The sequence below is a fragment of the Bifidobacterium reuteri DSM 23975 genome (assembly GCF_000741695.1).
Lineage (GTDB): Bacteria > Actinomycetota > Actinomycetes > Actinomycetales > Bifidobacteriaceae > Bifidobacterium > Bifidobacterium reuteri.
In genome coordinates this window covers 139789-162396 of the sequence record NZ_JGZK01000002.1, presented here as the reverse complement: position 1 = coordinate 162396, position 22608 = coordinate 139789, and the positions used below count along the sequence as shown (strand labels likewise).

Sequence of the window (22608 nt, the reverse complement as noted above, 5' to 3'; positions counted from 1 at the left end):
CACAGGTCTGTCACAGGTCTGTCACATTTGGGTCAGCTTGAAGAAGAGGTCGCCCAGACGGACCGTTGCCGGAATATCGAGACGCATCGGTGTGCCCGCTGGCACTTGGGTTTCATGGTTGCCCCGGATGATGTAGGTGCCGTTCAAAGAGTCACAATCCTCAATCCAAAGCCGCCCTTGGTCGTCGATGCTGAGCGTCGCATGGGTGCGGGAGGTCGTGCGCGTCGGATCGTCGATTCGTGCGATGGTGAAGCCCTGCAACGAGTTCAGCGCCGGTTTGCGTCCGAGAAGGGTATTACGGCTCACTGTGATGTTTTGACCCGTCGTGTCGTTATGCAGCACGAATCGGTGGGGTGCTTCTGATGGTTGTGCGGCACTGCTCGGTGGTGAAGTATGGTTGGGCTGTGCCGTGATGATTGGCCGCGCAGAGCTGGCTGGTTGTGCGATGCTGGCTGGTTGCGCGGTGCCGGCTGGTTGTGCGGTGCCGGCTGGTTGTGCGGTGCCGGCTGGCTGCTTCGCGGTGTTCGGCCGCATGATGCCGTTCGGCTGCACCCCGTCTGCCAGCGGGGTTTTGTTCGGCTGTTGCTTGCGTATTGGCTGGGGTAGTGGATGGCTGACATCGCTGGTCTTCACATCGTCGGCATACCATCCGGGTTCAGGTGCCGGTGGATAGGGAAGTATGGCCATGATTACTGTCCTTTGTTGTTAGCCTGTGACTGCTTTGCGGCATGTCGTCGGTGTAGTGCGCCGGCGATGAACGCTACCTCCTGGAGGCCAGCGCCGCATCGATGTCGGGATCGCCCAGTTGTCGGAGCCAATCCAGCAGTGCCGGATACGTGTTGGGATTGCGGGCTATGCAGGCGCGCAGTTCAGGCGCATATTGTGCGATCTGTGCGATGGTCATCTGGTCGGTGGTGGTCAGTGCCTGCTGCACCGTGAATCCATATGGGTTGGTGGGCACCGGCTCTTTGGCTGCTGGCGATTGAGCTTCACGCTGGGACTGGAATTCGTGAGTGGCGGAATTTGCGGCATTTGCGGCGGAACTCACGGAGGATTTTGCAGCGGCATCTGCAACGGAACTTGCAGCACCCGCAGCGGCATTCGCGGCAGCTGCAGCGGAATTCACAGCAGAACGCTCCGCCTCTTCTCGCTCGATGTCAGGTCGGTTCTGCACCGGCCCACCGATGGAATCGGCGGTAATGCCCAGTTGCGACAGCGTTTCACGGGCTCGGGCATCGCCGAACTCGGCGAGCCAACGTTTCAGTCCGGGGTAGCAACGGGGATTCACCGCCACATTGGCACCGAACTCCGGGTTCTCATAGGCGATTTTCGCCAATAGTATCGGATCGGCATCGGGATCTTGAACTGCAGCGACTGCGGTGTCATAGTCGACCATGGGACTGCCTCCTTGGAAGATTGCCTCCTTGCTCTCTACGATAATCGCGACTGTTGCCTATCCTGCCGTGTCGTTTCATGATGGGACTCAGCAGGATGGGCAGTGCGTACGCGCGTGGTACTGTCACGCCGGACTGCGTTGCGCGCAATCCCTTGTAGGGAAAGCATCGTGACGAGTCGCCTCAGCCGAGGCAACGAATGCAACAGTGCTGCACGCGCCGCATCAACCTGGTTCCAATACCTATCGGCTTGTGCCGGTGGTATGTCTTGGCCGGAGAAGGTGACATAATCTGCGTCCCGGCTCAGTTGCTGCAACAATTTCGGCGATGTATGCAGTTCGTGGGCTATGCCGTTCGCCTGTTCGCGTCTGGTGCCGCGTACGGAAACGCCGCTTTGCAAGGCCAGTGTACGGACGGCCTCCCATCCCGCGGCCACACGCGTTTTCGGAGAGCCTCGACGTCTTGCGCGGGCCAGTAGCAAAGCCTTATAGGCGAGAATCATCGTGCAGACGAGGATGAGTGCCCATAGTGGACTGCCATACACGAGTATTGGACGGGCGATGTGCCATACGCGGTCCCAAACCGAGCTGGCCGGCGGATCGGCGTCCACGCCCGACAGTGAGCTCAGCCCTTTGGCCTGCGTCTGATCGCGCAGCGGATTGGTCAGTGGCACGGGTGGCTGCCGCACCAGTGTCTGCGGCTTTGGGGGAACCAGATTCTGAGTGTCGTCGGGGACCTTGGTCTCTTTGGGGGTGGGATAGAACGCCACCCAGCCGAAGTCGTTCAGTTTGATCTCCACCCATGCGGCGACGTCATTGCCGGTGAACGCAATGGTGGTCGTATGATCCGATGTGGTGGTACGGGACTTGGAAATGCTGCCGTCGCTGTCTTTGGGCAGGAATCCCATGACCACTCGGGAGGGTATGCCCAATTCGCGTGCCATCAAAGCCATTGCCGATGCATATTGTTCGGAGTCGCCCACCATTGCCGTGCCCGTGAGCAGCGCGTTGATGCGATAGCTGCCATGTCCTGCTGCGGACGGGTAGTCGCCTTGCAGCCCGTGCGAGAACCAGCCGGAGTCTTTCAGTGCCTTGGTGATGGTCTCGGCGGCGGCGCCACCGGTGGCCTGTCCGCCGGCCACAGCGGTGGCGAACTTGCCGACGGCATCCGGTACATCGTCGGCCGGCGGCTGATCGATGTGTGCGGCTGGTGCATTGCTGATTTGCGATGCGCTGGGAACAGTGGGGAGGACGCCGGATTCGCTATAGGTCATGTCTGCACGCAGGCCGGCGGCGAAAATAGCGGAATCGGTGCCGGAATTGTAATAGAACGAATCGGCATCGTCGCTTGTGGTAAATCGAACACGGGTGGCGGCACCGGCCAAGGGTAGCCACGTGTCGCCGAGCCCTTGATGTACATGGAAGGTGGCGGTGAATGGCTTGCCCCGTTCATCTGTGGCGATGGATGAGCCCACCCGGCGATAATCGGAGGAATCCGATGCCTGGGCGGAATCGGACAGATTCCACACCGAACCATCGAAGCGGTCCATCACGGCCAGGCGCACCGGTGTCCCGGCGGGCAGGCCGGTGACGCTTAGGAGCACGTCATCCTTGTGGTTCTTGAAGTATGAACGCATCCCGCTTAACGGGCTGGTGTAGTCATACGGGTTGATCGGCGGCTCATAATGATCCCGCAGTATCAAGCGATGCTGCGGAATGGCTATCGTTCCTGCGATCGCCAGGGTGGCGGCGAGGGCCGGAATGATTAGTGAGGGAACCCATCGCTTCCATTCCAGGAATCCCACGCGCCACGACAGCCAGACAATGAGCAGTATGGCGGTTATGATGCCGCTGGTTGCACGATGCCAGCCGGTACTGGTCCCCAACAGCGCGCATGATGCCATGGCCGCAGCCAATGGCAGGGCACTGACCAGCGAGAGCCAGGCGTTGGACGACACGGCGAATGATCCCGCCAGAAAAGTCAGCAGAAGGCCCATGCTCCATACAGCCATCAAGGAGCCATCTGCGGTGCCGACGGGAGGATCGATGGAAATCAGGTATGTAAAGGAGCCAAGCATGGCATACCAGCCTTGGCTTATCGTATCAAGACTGGGGATTACGTGGGCGATGGTGGTGTGAGGAAGTGTGATGATCGGCCCGAGAAGGAACTGGGAGCCGGCGAGGAACACCAGTTGCCACCATAATCGCAATGACGGCACCAGTCCGGCGAATGTGATCACGGCGCCAAGCAGGGTGGCGGTGATTGCGGTGATGGCCCATGCCGCAGGGTCGCCGTATACGTCGATGAGATTTGACAGTGACAGCAACATCAGGATGACGATGACTGCGAGACTGCCGATGCTGGCGGTTCGCGACTGCCGTGTGGCGCTCGCCGCATGGCGTGTGCCGTTGCCGATTGTCCAGATCGCCGATTGGGGAGAGTCCGCCCATGAACCGGTGTCTGAGGTGTTGGCGGACAGGCGGGGCAAAAGACGGGTGGATAGGCGGGAGAGTATGTCGGCTGTCATGTGAGGGCCTTCATGATGAGGGGAAGGTCATCCAGTTCGCCCACCGTCGCCAGAGTGAAGCGGGCGAACCGTTCCATGGAGCGATATGCGCCTACGCTGGCTTGCAGCACCACGCACTTGGCTGATGGGGGTAATGCCTGAGTGGCTTGCTTGAGCTGATCGACGGTGATGAGAGAACCCACGACGAACATGTAGCATGAGGCGTCGGGCGAGTGCTCCAGAGTGCTCTGTACGGGATTGAGATGGTCTTGACTCTGCCGGCTCGGTGCGATGCCGCTGGCTTCGTCAAGCAGCAGCATCGCATTGCGCGGGCGGACGTGTCTGGTTCCGGCATGCGTGGAGACGGGTCTATGCTGTGCAAGACATGCGACGCCGATGGACGCATGGATGGAGACCCCCAGTTCGAATTCCTGTGCTGTGGCGTATCCATCAGGATTGACGCTGATGGTCAGCGAGGTGTCTGTGCGTTTCGTGGCCTCATACTGACGGATCATCAGGGAGCCGGTTTTTGCCGAGCTCAGCCAATGCACGTTGCGCACATCATCTCCGGGCGTATACTCACGCAACCCGTGGAAGTCGAGGTCGTCATCGACGATCTGTCCGGAAGGACGCCCTTCCAGGTCGCGGGGAATGCCCGCATTCACTGAACGCAGCGGAATTGTTTTCGGATGGATGTAGACGATGATGCGCTCGGCCAATCGTTTGTCATGGCGAATCAGTCCGAAGGGGTCCCCTTTGCGGATGTGCAACGGTCCGATGGGCAGGGCGGCGCGTTGCAGGGCGCGGAATGCCAGCTCGGTGCGTTTGGCTTGCCGTGGCGCCAGCATGGGGATGCTGAACCATTCATGTTCGTCTCCGATGGGCAGGCTGCCTTGCGCGCTGGCCGTGGCTGCGGCACTGGTGTTGTCGATATCAATGGTGATGCGTATGTCGTCACCCACGGTCACGCGTTGATTTGACGCGCTGATATGTGCGGTGAAACTGGTGTTGCCCAGGGACAGTACGACCGCGACGATGAGCATCACTGCGGCCGTGATGCCGAAAGCGAGCAGCTCATGCCATCCGAGCCATGCGAACGATCCGAGGCAGGCTGCGGCGCTCAGCCCTACCGCCCATCCGAGCGGGGAGATGCAGGCATTGACAGCATGGGCGATATGTCTGACCGCATTGACGAACATGCGCCTGGGATGTATGCGTGACGATGAATGCGGCATGGTGCTGGATCGAATACTCATGGCCGTGTCCTTCAGGTGCTCAACGTGGGCGTCGGCACATCATTGAGAATCTGCGTGATCAGACGCTCTGCGGAGGTGCCGTCGAACGAGGCTTCGGGGGCAAGCACGATGCGATGGGCCAGAACGGGTATGGCAAGTTCGGTGATGTCATCGGGTATCACATAGGCCCTGCCATCGGCTGCGGCCCAGATTCGGGCGCATCGCGCGAGCGCCAGGGCGCCGCGCATCGACGATCCCACAGCGATGCGCTCGTTATGGCGCGTCGCCTCGACCAGGCGGACGATGTATTCGCGGATGGAGTCATCGATATAGACGCTGGTGGCGGTTTCCCGCATACGCAGCACGTCATCGCCGGTGAGCACCGGGGAGACGGTCCGTGCGCGGTCGACCACGTCGATCTGCCTGAGCAGGTCCACCGATACGTCATGGCCGGGGTAGCCGATCGATGTCTTGATAAGGAAGCGATCCATTTGCGCTTCAGGCAGGGCGTATGTGCCAAGCTGCTCTATCGGGTTCTGTGTGGCAATCACCATGAACGGTTGCGGCACCTGATGCGAGACCCCATCCACAGTGACGTTCTGCTCCTCCATGACCTCCAGCAACGCCGATTGGGTTTTCGGGGAAGCGCGGTTGATCTCATCCGCCAGCACTATGGATGCGAACACCGGCCCGTTGCGGAATTCGAATTCGCCATGCTTCTGGTCGTAATAGGTGATTCCTACCACGTCGGATGGCAGAAGATCGGGGGTGAATTGGATGCGTTTGAAACTCGCGGATATGGAATTGGCCAGTCCGCGAGCCAGTTGTGTTTTACCGGTACCGGGATTGTCTTCAAGCAGGACATGTCCGCCGGCCAGAAGGGCGGTGACGCATAGTCTGATCGGCATGGTCTTGCCTACGACCACGGTGCCGATGCTGTGTACCAGCCTGTCGTAGGAGTTCTGGAACGCGGCTATCTGCGGTGTCGATTGTTCCAGCATGCTGGTCGTTGCCTCTTCGACGACCGAGGTCTGGGCCATGGTGTCTTCCGTCTTGCCTGAGATGGTTTCCGGCGTGCCGGAAGGGGTGCGCGGTGCTGTGCCGGAAGGGTTATGCGGTGCCGCGTCGGAAGGGTTATGCGGCAGTCGGCTGATCCTCGTGCTGTCCGATATCCGAGTGGCATCTGAAAGCCGTGTCTCGTCGGTGATCTGTTCGCTATGCTCGCTCATACGTTCTCCCGATGTGTGATGTGTGAAGTGTGATGTGTGAAGTGTGATGTCGTGCGGAATGAATCAGGGATTTGATGGTCTGGGGGTTGTTTTGCTCGGGGTGTCATTGGAGATGTTCCCGTCTGCGCCGACGTTTGTCGGTGTGTTCGCCAGACCGAGAATCCATGGATGCCGTGCAAGGTCGCTGACGCTGGATGAGGCACGCAGCGACAATGGTTGTTCATTCGGAGTCGCTGGTGGTCGGGTCGTATACCGCTTTGTGGCGCCATTGTGCGTGACGGTGTTGTGATCTGCATTATGGTGTTCTTTGACGCTGATATGCCGACCGATGCCGGCATGGGGGTCGTCATCGTCATCGACACCAACGGGGTTGACGGTCGGGACGGTGCCTGTATCGGCTGATGAGGCAGCGCGCATCCCTTGGATCGTGCCGCCTTGTGCCGTGTTGTCGAGCCCCTGCAGGCCATTGTCTCCGGTCACCTTGACGCTCCATACGTATGTGGTCTCCTGTGGAAGACCGGTGACATCCAACGGTTGCCCGGGAATCCATGTGAATGGTCGGTCGTTGATGATGATCTGGATGCTTGCTGCCTTGCCGAAGGTGTTCACCGAGCCTCCGGACACATTCACCACGTGCTCATTGTCTCCCCAGCGTAATTCATATGGTGCGGTGATGGCTGCGCGGACTTGGTGGACATATGGTTGTCCTGAGGATGGTCCGCCCTCTGCGGCCGCGCTCGCCGTGCCGTTCAGTTTCTGCTGCACAGATGCATGGTTGCAGGTGGCCCAAGGCTGCATAGCGAATGAATACGATGTCTCGTCCGTGGTTTCGGCCGTGCCTATACCGTCTGCCGTGACGATGAATGATTGTGCAAGTCCCTGTCTGCTCCAGCGCACGGTGCATTGGTCGGCCGCTCCCGAAGTGCTCACGTCGGAAGGTGCTTGAATGGCGTATGCCGGCGTGAACGTGGTGGTCGCGGTTGCGCCTGTGGCATCGCGTTGTGGATTGACTGTTGCTTTTATCGTATATTCGGTGGTGTTGAGTGCGGCTTGCGGCACAGTGAATGTGGCGCTGCCGCCATTGCAGTCCACAGTGGTGTCCACGAGCTGGCCGATGACGTCGATGCCTTTGCACCCCGCGTTCCGGTTGTCGTTGGCATGCGAAGTCACTGTCACTGTGGTGCCCACGTTGGACACGGTGACGGTCGGGGCATCGGGGTCTGCCCATATGCTTGCGGGATCCGAGGCTGCGGATTCCGGCCCCCAGTTGGTCGCGTTGTGGGCTCGGACCGTTGCAGTGACCGCAGTGCCGTCCGTGATGTCGTTGGTGTTGAAATCGAATGTTGCGCTGGTGCTGGTCCCACCCGTCTCTTTGCTCTGGGTGGCCCCTGCGCCAGTGACAGTCACCGTATAGTTGTCCACTGCGCTGAAGTCGCCTTGAGGAGCGGACCAAGTGACTGTCGCTTTTCTGTTGCCTCCTTCGACGGCGACGTGCGATGGGGCGTTGGGTGCCTTATCGGGTGTGGCCGTGACGGCGACGGATGGTGCGGACCAACCGACTTCGTTCCTGGCGCTCACGGTGAATGAGTATGTCGTACCGTTGGCCAGGCCGGTGATCTGGCAGGAGGTCACTGCGCCACAGGACCGTTCACCGCTTCCTCCTCCCGTCCATTGCACTCGATAATCGGTTATCGGACTGCCGTTGGCTGATCCCGCAACCCAGCTGAGGGTAACTGCGCCGTCTTGAGCGGTACCGGCGACGGGAGAGAGCAGTGGGGTGTCCGGCTTGTCCACGACAGAAGCCGTGATGCTGCCTGTGACCTCACGTTCCTTGGACTTGGTGCCGTCTTGGACGGTGATGAGCACCGTATGCGAGGAGGCGCCGATATCGGAGGCCGCAGACAGTTCGATGATTCCTGACTTGCCGCATGCGGTCACGAACAGTTTGGATGCATCGTCTGTGCGGCAGCTGACTACGGTCAACGCCGAGTGGGGGAAGGGGTTGTATGCTCCATCTAGCATGTCCACTGTCGCGGAAGCCCCGGCTTTGATGGTGATGTCCCTGTTGCCGACGTGAGCCAGCGGTTGTGTGGATACTGCTACCCGCACAGTGAGTCCCGCATGTACGACGCCTTTGCTGTAGGTGATGGTAACCGGTACGGATGCCGTGGTGCCGGGTGCCGCGTCGATGGTCGCCGTGATGGTGAGCAGACCGGTCGAAGATACGGTGGCGGTGACCGGGCCGGATGCGATTCCGCCGGAATATGAGTATTGCTTGTCGTTTTCCTCAAGACCCGTCGGCGCATGGGTGAGAGCGGTCAGGTCGATGGTCGTCGTTGTCGCACCTGCCTCCACATCAATGGTGGGGGAGGAGAACGTGGGTGGCGGGACAGTGCGCCCGAGCACTGTGATCTGCAATGTGATGACAGCCGAATTGATGATTTTCGCCTTGGAACCGTGTTTGCCGTCCACTGCGGTGAAGGTGATGGAGGCCGGGCCGGCATAGTCCTGATCTGCGGTGAACTTCAGTGTCGTGCTGTTGACATACAGGTCGGAATTCATGGATTTGGTGGCGCTTACGGAATCGGCGTTCGTGATATACGCTTCCTTGCCGGCGCCTACACGCACATAGTCATTGATGTTGATTTCAATGGTCTCACCTGCATTGACGTTGAGCGCTGGCGCCTTGGGACGCAATGTGGGCGGAAACACGCCATAGGCCGGTACCTGTATGAACGCGGTGGAAGTGATGCCGTATGTGGTGTTGGTCACCGTGTAGGGGACGGCACGAGCCTCATCAGTGAGATCGACGGAGATGATGGTCGAATGCTTGCCTCCGGTGACTCGCGCATGGTCCGAGGCGGAGGGATGTACCGCCACGGCCAGCTCGTCGGTTGTGCCCGAGGGATTGGCGATCCATTGTGAGACATCCACGTCGACCGATCGCTTGTCTATGGTGGCCGCAGAAGGAACGCGGTAATCGTATGCCGTTGGTGGCTCTATGGGGGCTTCAGGATTGACGGTGATGCTGAGCGTCGCCGTATCCGAAAGACCTGCCTTGTCCCGAACTGTGTAGGCGATGTACGCGGTGGTGGATTCGTCCGGCGTGGTGAAGGTGATGGCGTTGTCCTGAACCGTCGCGTTGCTGACGCCTTGTGCCTGTATGGTTTGATCGACAGTCAGGTCCGTATTGTCTCCGGAGATGTCGTTCTGGGCCACCGGTACGGTGGCGGTGGTATTGGGGCGCAGGGCGATGGCGTCATCTCTTGCATAGACCCCCGAATCAGAGGTTCCTTGGAATACGCCTACGCGAATCTGTGCTTGCGCACGTTGGCCGGTCCAATCCTCTACGGCATAGGAGAAGGTGTCGGTGCCAGATGAATCCGGGTACGCCTCATAGACCAGATAGTCGGACCCGATTTCCGAAATGCGTCCCAATGAGGGAGCCTTGTTCCCCAATCCGAGTAGCTGGTCGTCATCGCCGTCCGCATCGATGCCGGTCAGGGTGATGGGAATTCGGACCTTGTGACCGGCGGCCACCTGAGCTTCGGTGTTGTGCGGGGTTGGAGGCGCCTTGCTTTCGGCATTACTGGCATGCACGGTTATGGTGATGGTGGCCGATGCCGCATTGCCGCGGTTGTCTTCCACGGTATAGGTGATGGGGAAGACGCCGGTATCCTGTGATGCCTGATATCGAACGGTGTCCGCCGAGACGAAGGCCAGGCCTTTGAATGTGTTGCTGTCATATTGCAGCTTGTTCTTCAACCGTATGGTGGTTCCGTCCGGATAGTCCACATGGTCCAGCACATCCACCGACACAATGCCGCCTGTACGTACTTGGGCATTGATATTGCCGGCTTTCGGAGTGGAAGTGGCGACGGTCAGAGCAGGTGGCTGCAATACGATGGTGCCTGTGGACGTGCCTGCGGCATTCGCCGCGATATACGTGATGGGCACGGGCGAGGTGGGTATCTGACGGGCGGTGATGTATACGCGCTTATGGCTCACCAGCCCCACTTTGATGCTTGAATCTGCCGGGGCACTCACGGAGGTGACGGATAGTATGCCGCCCATGGGGTCGACATCGTTGGAGAGAGGTTCCACAATCGCCGTATTCCCGGCACTGAGCAACGCCACGTCGTTGGCGGCGACCGGTTTCGCGGCCTCTCCGGCGACAGGTCGTACATCGACGCGCGCCAGGCCGTTGGTGGTATTCGATCCTTGGGCAATCGTATAAGGCACGTAATAGGTCCCCGGCTCGGAGGCCGTGAATGCAATCGACATGTCAGCCGTGTTGGTGGTTGTCGTCGCATTGTTCGGTGTATCCACTTGGTTGAGCTGTGCAGGCTGCACGGAAGTGCCATGCACGTATGGGACAAGGTCGATGATGGTCTCTATGCCGGGGGCTGCGGTCTTGACGACTGGATCGATGATTGCCGACAGCGTGTTTGCCGGCTTGATGGTGAAATACAGCGTGCCGTTTCCGGTGGCCTCGCCGTCGGAAACAGTGACTGTGACGCCTATTCGGCCTGAGGTCTGGGAGCCGGCGTTGAACGTCAGCTGTCCGTCTGCCCGTGTGGAGACCTGCACTTGGTCGCTGTTCTGCGGGACGGCCGAAACCAACGTCAGCGGGTCGCCGTCGGGGTCGGTGAAGCTGCCCAACGCATTGGCGTTGTAAGTTGCACCTTGCTCGATGCTGACCTCGGGGGGTGTATCGGATTGCACTGGCGCACGATTGCCTTGGTCCGTGAGCTCCACGGTCACGTTGGCGTTGGAGCTTTGGCCTCGACCATCGGAGATCTCATAGGAGAATGTCGCGGTCCCGGCGGGCGTGGAGGAGGCGTCCAATTGCAGATAGCGCCCATCATAGATGGGGGCGACTTTGACAGCTGCCCCGCTGACGGCGCTCACGTTGGTGATGCTGAGCACAGAGCAGTCCGTCTGCTCGTCATTGCGCAACACGTCAAGAATCTGCCCGCTGCCGGCACGTGCGCCTATGTGGTCGTCGGCGGCGTGAATCTCCCCGGATTGCGTGGAACACGACTTTGAGAATTCACGATGATTGTCGGCGGAATCGCTGTCGCTTTTGGTCTGTTCGGTGGTCTCGGTATGGATCCTGTTCCATTGGATTCGGATGACCTTGGTATTGCGGGCGACGTTCCATACATTGCCGGTGACCACGTCATTGAGCACGATGAGCCTGTGGTTGGTGCGGAACACCAATTCCGAGGTCCCGTCGACGGATTCGAGGGACTGCATATCGCGCTGCGATCCATTGGCCGCGCATATGCGGATATAGTTGTTCGTCTGTTGGCTCCACGCCGCATATACGCAATTGTTCATGGACGCTGGTTGGGCGGGATTGCCTGTGCCGCCTGTTTTGATGAATGTCGCTTTGTGGCTGGGGCCGAGATGGACTATGGCGAGTCCCTGCGTCGATGCGGCGGCAACCCATCCGGTTTGCTTGCCGTCTATGGAAGGTGACTGCAGGGTGAGCGGGCCTTCGGCATCCACGGTGGCTTGGCCGTCAAGGAACATCATCGTGTTTCCGGATGTGATTGCCGGGGTGTTGTCGATGACGGTGAAGCTGTCGGCAGGTTGTGGTTTTCCTCCTGATAACGATCCGATTTGCTGCGCAGATAGAGCGTGTGCATCCTTCAACATGAGTACCATGCCATCTGAGGGACGATATCCGTATACCTGTCCGGTGTCGGTCACGGCTATGCGTGCGCCAGTGCCCAGCGCCATCTGCGAGGCGGTTGTGTCCGGTGCCAGTGAATCGAGGTGGTCGGACGGCCCGGCCCATACGTTTCCGGTTCGTGTATTGAGGAACGCAAGGGTGCTTCCGCCCGACACGGCAGTGATATCGGGTGACGTATCAGTGGTGACTTCGGTGCCGAGGGTGGATGCCTTGATGGCGGTAGCACGTCTCGGTTCGGTGAGGATGGTATCGCCATTATGCTGGGCGATATCAAATCGTGGAGCCGATGACGAGATGCCCGCGTCCGCTTCCTGATTCCGGACATTGAACCGTGCGGCTTTTTGCTGATTGAGCGATGTGACCCATACGGTTCCATCATCCAATTGCACATGACTTCGCGTTGCCGCATTTACGATGATGGCCCCGACGACCAGTGTGAGCAGTACGAGAAGAGCGATCACCGGAAGGGCCCAGGATTGTTTCGCCGCAGGCGTCATGCGCCGCATGAAGGCATTCTTCCGCCTGTCCTGTTGGTGCGATGATGTGGCCATTGGCTTTCCTGAACTTTCATGTCCTGTGCACTAGCGTAGTGCGGTCTATGGGCGGACTGCGCAGGCTATGGCCGGATTCGCGGACATGTGCCTGTCGCTGCGGATGATGGAGACCTGAATGCAGGTCTGGGCGCCATCTTGAGGTGCGACCGAAATCGATGTCGCCGACGTGATAGTGGCTTGAGACCCGATGTCCGATGCATCGTTCTGTACGAATGACCAGGCGTAGCTGTCTCCCTGTTGGGGGCTTGGATTCGTCCAAGTGAACGTCACCGATGAACCATCGACGGCATACTGGCCGGAGAGGTTCTGCGGAGAGGGAATCTGACCGTTCTCGGTGCCGGTGACGGTATCTTCGGCCTGATTGTTTTCCTTGCCCGGCATGTCCGCGTCCCGAGCATTCGCATGAGGTGCATGCGCCGAGGTGAACGACGGTGCCGCAATGATGACCGACAGGCATAAGGCGGCGATGACCGTGACCAGCGTGATTGCGATCGCGGTGCGTTTGCCCCAATGCCGGTGGGAAGGTCCGGACCCTTGATCGGTTGAGGTGCGACGTTGACGTGTGGTGTCGTCAGGGTATGCCGGTATGCCCTCTGCCGTTATCGCGGTGGTGTGCCCGTATTCGGTTTGCTGAACACGCTGCATTGCCTGGGCGAATTCCAGCGCGGAGTAGTACCGCTGATCAGGTTCCTTGGCCAGCGCCTTGCCCAGTACGGATTCCACATTCGCGGGGATATCCGGTCGTTGTATGGGCGGCAATGGCGAGTTGATGATCAGGTCGGCAAGCTCTGCCTGCGTACGCGGGTGATAGGTGTGCTGATATGGCGAGTTTCCTGCCAGAAGGGCATACAACGTCGCTCCCAGGGAATAGATGTCTGCGGATTCGGATCCGTTGGAACGATGCTCTATGACTTCAGGCGGCGCCCAAGGCAACGAAAACCCGGTATCGGTGTGGTCATAGGCGTCGGTCGAGATGCCGAAGTCGCTCAGCACCGGTACTCCCTGCGCCGTGACGAGGATATTGCTTGGTTTGATGTCATGGTGGATGATGTTGCTGCGGTGGGCGCAAAAGAGCGCTCCGGCAAGTTTGATGCCCAAATCGAGCACCTGATCGCAATCCATGGATCGCGATTGCACCTTGTCTCTATAGGAGCCCCCGGGCGCATATTCCATGACCATGTATCCATGTCCGTCCGGGGTGATTCCGGCGTCGTAGACGGTCAGGATATATGGATTCGAAGAAAGCCTGGCCATGAAGTTGGCCTCTCTGTGGAACGTGACCGCGGATGCAGGATCCAACGCGGCATTGCTGACCTTGATGGCGACGGGGCGTTGCGGCATCTGTTGGTTGTAGAGGAAGACCGTTGCGGCGGCTCCGGAACCCAGCCGCTGCACGACATCATAGCCTGGCAGTTGCGGTGGTGCTATGGCAATGGACATCAGAGCCTCCCCCTTGACGCTGGAATCATTGTTTCCCCCTGTGTGTTCAGGATACTGCCAGCATACGTGCATTCCTCAGGCGGGGTAAAAATTTTCCCTCTCGAAAAACAGGGCTTAGGCTTGAATCATGAATGAGAACCTGAATCCCGCAAGGCTGATCGATGAGCTCGAACGCGATGGCGCCTCGAGATTGGTGATAGGCGTGCCTGATGCGGGGAAAACGGAGTATGCCCTGCAGGTGATGCTTGAGGGCCTGCGCAGATATGGTGCATCCCGCGTGGTCATGACGGTCTCCAGCCGTGTCGTCGCCGACAGTCTGGGCAATCGTGTTATTCGCGAGTTGGGGGCGTCGGATCAGGTCAGGCCGGTCACCACGATTGGAGCGGTGGCGTTCCGTGTCATTGCATCATCGCGTGCGGCGCAAGGTCTTCCCGCGCCGCGTCTATTGAACGGAGCCGAGCAGGACGCATTGCTGAGACGGGTGCTGGCTGTGCACGTAGGTCATGCGGTCGCGGGAGATGATTGCGGCACGTGCGCGCTGTTGCGCGATTATTTCGCCCAGGCGCAATGGGCGTCCTTGGTGGTGGACGATCATGGGGCGGTGTCGGGCGGATCGACCAGTGCTGATGTGTTCACGCAGGGTATCTCGGACACGTTTGTAAGCCAACTGCGTGACATGCTGGCGCGATTGGATGAACTGGGGGTCGGGCCTCATGAGGAGCCGGCTTTGGTGGATGCGGTTGCCGCCGATGGCAGGCTGACGGTGCAATGGCGTCTGGCTTTTGCGCTTCGTCGGGAATATATCGAGGCTCAGCGTCAGGCGTATCCCGGTCAATACCGCGTGGATGCGTCATACCTGCTGGTGGATGGTGCGCGTGAAATCCGTGGAATACGCGCCTCGCATGTCAGGCAGGATGCCATGGACATTCCTCGGTTGGTGGTGGTGGACGATGTGCAGGACATCACGTTGGCCGGTCTGCGTTTTCTGGAGGAGCTGCACCAGTCCGGGGTGTCGATAGTACTGATTGGCAATCCGGATGAGGCTGTGCAGACTTTCCGTGGATCGTATCCGGAATATGTGATCCGGCGAGCCGTCACGGGCCCTCTGCAAGCGGTGGTGTTGCCCCTGCAACGGGACGTGGCTCCTGACCGGCATGAGGGCTACGCCGATGTGGTTGCATCACGGGTGTCGCTCTCCATCCCCTCTGAAGAGGAGGAAGAACTGCCGTTGTCACGACGCCCGGGCAAATTGCTTGCGGCATTGCGGGTCGCATCACAAACTGGGCTGGAGCATGACGGAACAGTACAGACCGGGCTTTATCGATCCGCGCGAGAAGAGCTTGATGACGTGGTCTGGCGCATCAAAAGAGCACATCTTGACCGACGGGTCCGATGGAACGATATGGCTGTCATCGCGCACGACAATGCCACTGTGCGGTCGTTCGGCGAACGGTTGCGGCGCGATGGCGTTCCAGTGCGTTACTCTTCGGTCACACGTCCATTGAAAGATGAATCCTTCATACAGGGATTGTTCGCCTTTATCGAGCTTGCTTATCTGCGTATGGAAGGCATGAGCGGTCGTGACGGGCGGAATGGATGGCGTGGCATGGCGCTGACACGTATGGCTGCGTATGTGCGGGCCCGCGTGAACACCATAATGAACAGCCCGCTCGTCACCACAGGAACGAGACCCGGACAAGGTGGGCCGGCTCGCCTCGCACCCGTCGAATCCGCCATGGATGCCTTGGAATCATTGGCACCGGTAGCGGATCAGGATGCCATGTTGTCTGAGTTGGTCCACGGTTGGGAATCATTGATGTCGATGATGCCGGAGGCGTCCCGGAAGGGACAAGATGAGTCTAAGACCCTGTCCGCGGGCATATCCGATTCCACTGCTGGGAGAAGCGACAGTATGACGGCGGAATCAGACGCGGTGGAGGACGCCGGTCAGACCGCCGAATCCGGACAGCCATTGATTCAGGTTGATGATGCCCTGGTCGAAGATGGTGCCGTCTCGCAGGACGAGCTTGGTTTCGGGTCTGATGCGCTGTTCGTGATGTTGGCATTGGATGATGAGTCGGCACCGGTAGCTTCAGTGCTTGCCGCGATCGACGCCGTGCTTGGTGGCAATCCACAGTCGCGTGCATTCAGCCGTGTGTGGCGGATGGTTGCGACAATATGCGCACAACTTCGCGCGTTGCCGTACGACCAGCGCGAGAATCCCGGCAACGTGCTGTCCATCGCATGGAATGCTGTCGAGGTGGCGTCTGCCTGGCAATCAACGGCACTCCTCAACACCGCAGACGGCCGTGTCGCCAATGACCGGTTGGATGCCGCCATGCGACTGTTCCAATTCGCGACGGACTCCAGTGCGAGCGCAACCATCAGGGGCTTCATGACGCAGGTCCGCACGATGCAGGTGCAGGCGGACTCCTTGGCGCACGTGGGCCCGGTGGAGGATGCGGTGACGCTTGCCACGCCTGCCGGTGCGTCCGGACGACATTGGCCGTACGTGTGGATTCCCGCTCTGCAGGAAGGTGTCTGGCCGAATCTGGCTGGGCGAAACACCATGTTCGGTGGTGAGGAACTGGTCGAGCTCGTCCTGCGCGGCGCGCTGGCAGCGGCCGATGGCACGGGTCATGACCCGCGATTCGTGACCGTGCTGTCGGGGGAGAAGAAGAGCTTCCTGGTCGCATTGACCCGAGCGTCGCGGCAAGTGACCGTAAGCGCAGTGTGGAACGACAAGTCCAGTCCCTCTGATTTCCTGTTCGGCTACTTGCCGGAGATGTATTCCCGCGACAAAGAGCAGTCGCGATTCACGGAGGTCGGCAATCGGCAAGACGGCGTTGAATCAGATGCGTGGTTCGGACTTGATGGCGATCCCCGTGGACTGGTGGCCATTGCGCGAGTGACGCTGTCATCGGCGGCGGAAGACTCCGATGAGCTGAATGACGCGGCCGCTGCGCTGGGCATATTGGCGGCGCATGGCATCGCCGCCGCTCATCCGGATGATTGGCCGTTTGTGCTGCAATGCAGTACGCCGGATGCGGCGCCATCCATATACGGGAATACCGATGATCCGACTTCGGCATCCGATCATGATCAAGACGATCACGCCAATCAGCATGCCGATGGTCGGCTTCGGTCCCCTGATGACGGCGCCCCAGTGGTGACACTGTCTCCCTCCGCGGTTGACGGTTTATGGGCTTGCCCGGTGTGCTGGATGCTTGAGCACCAGTTCGCCGGTCCGCAGCCGGGGTCGGTGAACGCCGGTTTCGGCACACTTATCCATGCTGTGGCTCAGCAGGGGAGCGAAGAACGGCTTGATCACCTCCATGACGACGACGAAGTGTTGCGTGGATTGGGATTGAACGCTTCCTCGACCTCCGAACAACGCGTTCAGGCCGTCGCCGAAAGGCTTGTCGAGATCTATCGGGGCAAACGTCCCGATCCCGATGCCATAGCGGATGTCCAGGAACGGTATCGGGCCATCCGTAAAGACGATTCGGCATCCGACATGCTGAAACACATCGCAAGCTATTTCGTCCAAGGCGCAGAGGACGCCTATCTGGAGAAGAATTCCAGCAAGTTCTCCATCGGCACATTGGTTCAGGCTGATTGCGAGCTGCCATTCAGTGCGCGTTTCGGATTCGACGATATCCTCGCTGCATACAATGCTGTGCCCGGCGTGCACGCAGTTGACCGTGACACCTTGATCGCGATGATGGGCGAGCTGGTCGGTGGGTGGCCTGAAGGCGTGGACGAGAACATGACGGTGCGACTTTCCGGCCGCATCGATCGCATGGAGACGCGTCGGCTCGCGGACGGACGGGAAATCAAGCGCCTGATTGATTACAAGACAGGCGCGGTGCCGGTTGGGAGACAGATCTTCAACGATTTGCAGCTGGTGTGCTATCAGCTGGGACTGGTATTCCCCGAAGGCGGGCCGCGTGGGGCGGCGGCATTGCGGAAAGCTCCTCGGATCGAGCAGAGCGAACTGTTCCACGTCGCCAAGAACATGGCACCTGCACAGAGCTTTGCTCCCGAAGGCATGTTCCAGCCTCCGCTGTTCACCGAGGGCAGCCTGAACGCCGAACCGTTTACCGTGCGCTATCATTACGCATCTCCGTCGGCGTGGTATGACATGCCCGTTCTTTGCGCCGAACAGCGTCCTGAGCATGTCGGTGAGGCGGCGTGGGAACAATGCATGAGTCTGAATGGCACTCAGGTCATATGGTCGCTGACCATGATCGCCCGCGTATTCTATGCTGCGGCCGCGAGCCGGTCGATTCGTCTTGACGCGCATCCCCAATCCGAACATGTCAGATTCTGCCGTATGGGCAATGTATGCCCGGCTTGCGCTCGGCAGGTCGACACCGTATTTGAAACGAGGCAAGCATGAGTACCTTCACACCAAGTGCCGAGCAGGCCGCCATTATCAATGCTCCTGCAGATGCCGACGTGCTTGTGGTGGCGGGTGCCGGCTCCGGCAAAACCTTCACCATGACGCAGCGCATCATCGCATTGATCGGTCAGGGGGTGGCTCCGGAGCGGATTCTCGGCCTGACGTTCACGCGCAAAGCCGCAGGGGAACTGTTGGACCGTGTCTCGTCCGCAGTCTCCGGCCAATCCGTCGCAAACGTTGCAACCGCAGTGAACGCAGAGAATGCCGACGCGCATCATGAGGATATCGGGCGTCCCTCGTCATGGGACAGGTCATTCCTGAAGCCGTCGATTTTCACCTATGACGCCTTTTTCCAGACGCTGGTCAGTCAATATGGACTGCTGGTCGGCTTTGACCAGAACACACAGCCGCTCAGCGAAGCGGGCGCACTGCAACTCGCCGTCGAGGTGATCGACCGACATATGGACTCGGCAATGGCGGGGGACTTCGGTTCATTCGCCAATCTCGCCAAACAGGTCATCGAGCTGTCGGGCGCCATCGGCAGCGCCATGATCGGCGCTGGGTGTGCGGATTTCGATACGGCCGTGAAGCGGGTCAAGCGTTGGGACACTGCGTTCATGGAGATTCTGGAGCGCAGTATAGGTGAGGAGCCCATACCGGAAAGCGAGCCGCGCATCCCGTCCATAACCAGACGCAAGAAAGACAGTGACGCTGATTGGCAGGCCAAAATAGAGGAACGTGCCGAACGATTGCATGCCCGATGCGTGTACCATTGCGGTGAATTGCTCGCCGCCACGCGCAAACGTGACATACTGTTGGAACTGGTACAAGCCTATGCACAGGCCAAACGCGCGCGTAATATGGCGGAATTCTCCGATTTCACGATTGCCGCATATCAGCTCATCGAACGTTTCCCCTCCATCGGCGAGCGGGTGCGACGCCGGTACAGCCATGTGCTGCTGGACGAATATCAGGACACCTCTACTACACAGGCGGCGTTGATCGCCGCACTGTTCCACCCGGACGACGACAATCATTGTGCGGTCAACGCGGTAGGTGACCCATTCCAGTCCATTTATGCATGGCGTGGGGCGAGTCCAGGCGCATTCCGCATGTTCCAGCGTGACTTCCATATGGCGCGAGACGTCGCACCGTTCCCGCTGTCCATCACGCGACGCAACAGCAGAATCGTGCTGGAGGCCGCCAACGACCTGACGCTTCCGCTGCGTTCCACGCCGTTGCGCCCTTCCAGCTCGCTGATGCATGAAGTCGACGTTCCCGCGCTCGGCGCCATGAGCGATGCCGAGGAAGGCACGATGGGCGTGCTCGGGTTCGATACGGCAGGGCAGGAGATCGATGCCGTCGTCCGGTTCTGCGCTGCAGCAGTAAGTCGGTACGGAGAGAAGCGGCAACATGGAACCGGGGCACAGGCGGAACAGGGTGCCGGACAACGGGTGCATGTGGCCGTGCTGTTCAGATCGAAAACGCGTATGCCCCTCTATCAGGAAGCCTTGGAACGTGCGGGATTGACCACATTCGTCGTCGGCTATTCGGCCTTGCTGGAACGTCCGGAGATCCGGGACGTGCTGGCGCTGCTGCATGTGGTGTCGGACCATACTGACACAGGCTCGCTGATGCGTCTATTGGCCACGGCTCGGTTCAACATGTCGGCGTCCGATCTGACTGCACTGGCCCGTATCGCGGAGAATCTCAATACGCAGCAGCGTTTCCGGGCTCTGGTGGAAGCCGGGTTGGCTGACGCCGATACGCCGGAAGCCGAACGTGCCGATGTGGTGCGCGAACATCGCGATCAGGTGGCCAATGCGGTGTTCGTCCCCGACCTGCTGTTGCGCAACGATACGCCTGCAAGTTGGGAGGGAATGAGCGAGCTGGGGCGTCGTGCCGTCCGGCAGGCGGCGCAGGCGGCGCAACAGGTGCATCGTGCCATCGGGCATCCTCTTGCGGATGTCGTCAGAACCGCCATCGAGGCTTTGAACCTTGATATCGATACGGTTGTAGCGAACGCATTGCGCGACCCCGGTCATCAGGTCAATCCCACACTGGCGCGAACGCCGATGAACACCATCGTGGATTTGGTGGATACCTATACGCAGGAACTCGCCCCTGACCAGACGCCATCATTGCGTGGATTCATCACATGGGTCGATTACCTGAGCAGCGTGGAGGACGAGGCGGCGAGCCTGCCTCCGGCTCCCGTGGATGTGGAATTGATGACCGTGCACCAGTCCAAAGGACTGGAGTGGGATGCCGTGGCCATAGTGGGCATGACTGCGGGCGGATTCCCCAGCAATCAAGGCGATCACCTTTCGGTGACATTGGACGACAATCATCCGGGAGGCACGGAACAGGGGCACTGGGTGGCCCCGGAATACCAAGAGACCGCAGACTCGTGGCTGACCAACCCCGTGGCCGTCCCGGTTCCCATGCGAGCCGACGCCGCCATCCTGCCACGATTCCCGCACGATGCCGATGTGGATGCAGACCCGGTGGAATCACTGGAATCTTTGGAAGATGTCGAGCTCATCGACGATGAGGCGTTCGGATCGATGCGTCAATACGGCGATGGGGTCGATGAGGTGGATCCGGAAGGATGGTATCTCACACAGGCCGAAGAATACGGACGAAGACTACATGCCGACGAACGTCGACTCGTCTATGTGGCATTGACGCGTGCCCGGTATGACGCCATGCTGACCTATTGCCGACATTCGAGCGAATTGGGTCGGGATGCATCGGCGGTGGGTTCTCGGTCGCGTGCCGCCAAACCGTCCAATTTCTGGCTTGAGGTCCATGATGTCCTGCACGCTCACGCGCATATGGTCGATGCCGGCGAGTTCGTGGAGCGACTTGGCGATGCCGTGGCGCTTGTCTCCGCGCAAGGAGAGCGCATGGCTCCGCCGGATGGATTCTTCGTGGGGGAGCGCGCCGAGGAATACTGCGAGACAGTGGTAGACGAGGCGTGGCGCACCCCATTGGAACAGGAAAGCCGTGTCGTGGACCTGCAATGGCCGGTTTCGTTGAGCGCAGATGTCGAACGGCGCTTACATCGCGGAACCGCTGAGGTCCGGCATGCCATCGCCATTGCCGAGTCCATGATGGCGACCGATACCAGTGCCGGTGCTGTCGGCGAGGCCTCTTTCGGGGGTGCCGCTTCTTCCGATGCGCCGTATCGGCAATCCACTGCGGCGCTGATATGCGGACCATTGTCTCAGCGTGCGCAATTGCTGGCCGACGATGTCGATTTGATGGCGGATACGTTGGAGGGCGAGGCGCTGGATCGGGCAGTCAAGGCCCGAGCGCAGCGTATCCTCGCATCCGGGCGGCAGAACGTCACCGGTCTGCAGGCCATGGTGGGTGGCATGAGCGCACGGGAGGAACGCTCCTATTGGCGTTATGTGGTGCGCCCGATCCCGCGCCTTTCCTCACCGGTTGCGCAGGCGGGCATCCGTTTCCATGACTGGGCCGAGCGCTTCATCGATGCTGCCGCGGATGGCACGCAGACGCCACCTGATCTGCCTGTGGCGGAGCATCAGGGTCTCCGGGACTGGTGCGCCAGACTTTCGCAATCACGATGGGCTATGCGCAGGCCGTTGTGGGCCGAACGTTCGATCGTCGTGGACATACCGACAATCGGCATCGTCAACGGGAAGCTGGACGCGGTGTTCGAAGGCGGCCTTGACGTCTCCGATACGTCGAAGCGTTTCACCGTGGTGGATTGGAAAACCGGCAGACGCCCCTCGCGTCCTGAGGACATCGAGCGCAAACTCGCCCAGCTGGATATGTATCGGCTGCTGCTCTCCGTGGTGGAGGACGTGCCGCTAGACGCTATCGACGCCACCCTCTACTATGTCAGTGAGCCTCAGGAAGGCTTGCGCGAGCTGCATGCCCGCGACAAAACCAAACAGGAAATCCTTACCGAGTTGAGCTCCGGAATTCCCGAACAATCTGACAACGACTAGACCTCGACACGGTCTATGACATGGGTGCATACAGGGGCGGCGGATGGACGCCGCTCACCGTATACACTGCTATGTCCGCGGGAGAAACGCGCCGCGTGACGTTGCTCGGGAACCGCTACCCTCGGTAGGCACGTGTGGGCGGGCGCACGTGCCGGAGAACCCAC

The 22608-nt window shown here is 59.9% G+C and carries 9 protein-coding genes; 2 read left to right on the top strand and 7 right to left on the bottom strand.

Annotation, left to right across the window (positions count from 1 at the left end):
* Positions 1-21: 21 nt before the first annotated feature.
* The 7 genes from BREU_RS02130 to BREU_RS02100 form a co-directional block, all read right to left on the bottom strand.
* Positions 22-633, bottom strand: coding sequence for an FHA domain-containing protein (locus tag BREU_RS02130; protein ID WP_238566976.1), 612 nt, complete (start codon positions 631-633; stop codon positions 22-24).
* A gap of 127 nt (positions 634-760) precedes the next feature.
* Positions 761-1396 (bottom strand): variant leucine-rich repeat-containing protein, encoded by a 636-nt coding sequence (locus tag BREU_RS02125; protein WP_044090105.1) that lies wholly within the window; start codon positions 1394-1396, stop codon positions 761-763.
* Positions 1397-1431: 35 nt separating this feature from the next.
* Positions 1432-3921 (bottom strand): transglutaminase TgpA family protein, encoded by a 2490-nt coding sequence (locus tag BREU_RS02120; RefSeq protein ID WP_044090106.1) that lies wholly within the window; start codon positions 3919-3921, stop codon positions 1432-1434.
* A complete protein-coding gene (locus tag BREU_RS02115; protein WP_375137548.1) occupies positions 3918-5156 on the bottom strand; it encodes a DUF58 domain-containing protein in 1239 nt (412 codons plus the stop codon). Before BREU_RS02115 ends, BREU_RS02120 begins: the two co-directional genes overlap by 4 nt.
* 11 nt (positions 5157-5167) lie before the next feature.
* On the bottom strand, positions 5168-6364 hold the full coding sequence (locus BREU_RS02110; RefSeq protein ID WP_044090107.1) for an AAA family ATPase: 1197 nt from the start codon (positions 6362-6364) through the stop codon (positions 5168-5170).
* Between the two features lie 63 nt (positions 6365-6427).
* Positions 6428-12616 carry an Ig-like domain-containing protein gene (locus BREU_RS02105; protein WP_081886491.1) on the bottom strand — a complete coding sequence of 2063 codons (6189 nt, stop codon included), beginning with the start codon at positions 12614-12616 and terminating at the stop codon, positions 6428-6430.
* A 45-nt stretch (positions 12617-12661) separates the two neighbouring features.
* Positions 12662-14059, bottom strand: coding sequence for a serine/threonine-protein kinase (locus tag BREU_RS02100; protein WP_044090108.1), 1398 nt, complete (start codon positions 14057-14059; stop codon positions 12662-12664).
* Between the two features lie 127 nt (positions 14060-14186).
* Between BREU_RS02100 and BREU_RS02095 the strand changes: the two genes are divergently transcribed.
* Together BREU_RS02095 and BREU_RS02090 are read left to right on the top strand one after the other, a co-directional pair.
* A complete protein-coding gene (locus BREU_RS02095) occupies positions 14187-18461 on the top strand; it encodes a PD-(D/E)XK nuclease family protein (RefSeq protein WP_044090109.1) in 4275 nt (1424 codons plus the stop codon).
* Complete coding sequence (locus BREU_RS02090; protein WP_044090110.1) at positions 18458-22444, top strand: UvrD-helicase domain-containing protein; 3987 nt, start codon at positions 18458-18460, stop codon at positions 22442-22444. The genes BREU_RS02095 and BREU_RS02090 overlap by 4 nt, the downstream gene beginning before the upstream one ends.
* The last annotated feature ends 164 nt before the right edge of the window (positions 22445-22608 follow it).

What these genes read in the sequence shown, in the direction of transcription:
- BREU_RS02115 (WP_375137548.1), bottom strand. Translation starts at nt 5,156, where the DNA reads ATGAGTATTCGATCCAGCACCATGCCGCATTCATCGTCACGCATACAT.
- BREU_RS02120 (WP_044090106.1), bottom strand. Translation starts at nt 3,921, where the DNA reads ATGACAGCCGACATACTCTCCCGCCTATCCACCCGTCTTTTGCCCCGC.
- BREU_RS02100 (WP_044090108.1), bottom strand. Translation starts at nt 14,059, where the DNA reads ATGTCCATTGCCATAGCACCACCGCAACTGCCAGGCTATGATGTCGTG.
- BREU_RS02105 (WP_081886491.1), bottom strand. Translation starts at nt 12,616, where the DNA reads ATGGCCACATCATCGCACCAACAGGACAGGCGGAAGAATGCCTTCATG.
- BREU_RS02125 (WP_044090105.1), bottom strand. Translation starts at nt 1,396, where the DNA reads ATGGTCGACTATGACACCGCAGTCGCTGCAGTTCAAGATCCCGATGCC.
- BREU_RS02110 (WP_044090107.1), bottom strand. Translation starts at nt 6,364, where the DNA reads ATGAGCGAGCATAGCGAACAGATCACCGACGAGACACGGCTTTCAGAT.
- BREU_RS02095 (WP_044090109.1), top strand. Translation starts at nt 14,187, where the DNA reads ATGAATGAGAACCTGAATCCCGCAAGGCTGATCGATGAGCTCGAACGC.
- BREU_RS02090 (WP_044090110.1), top strand. Translation starts at nt 18,458, where the DNA reads ATGAGTACCTTCACACCAAGTGCCGAGCAGGCCGCCATTATCAATGCT.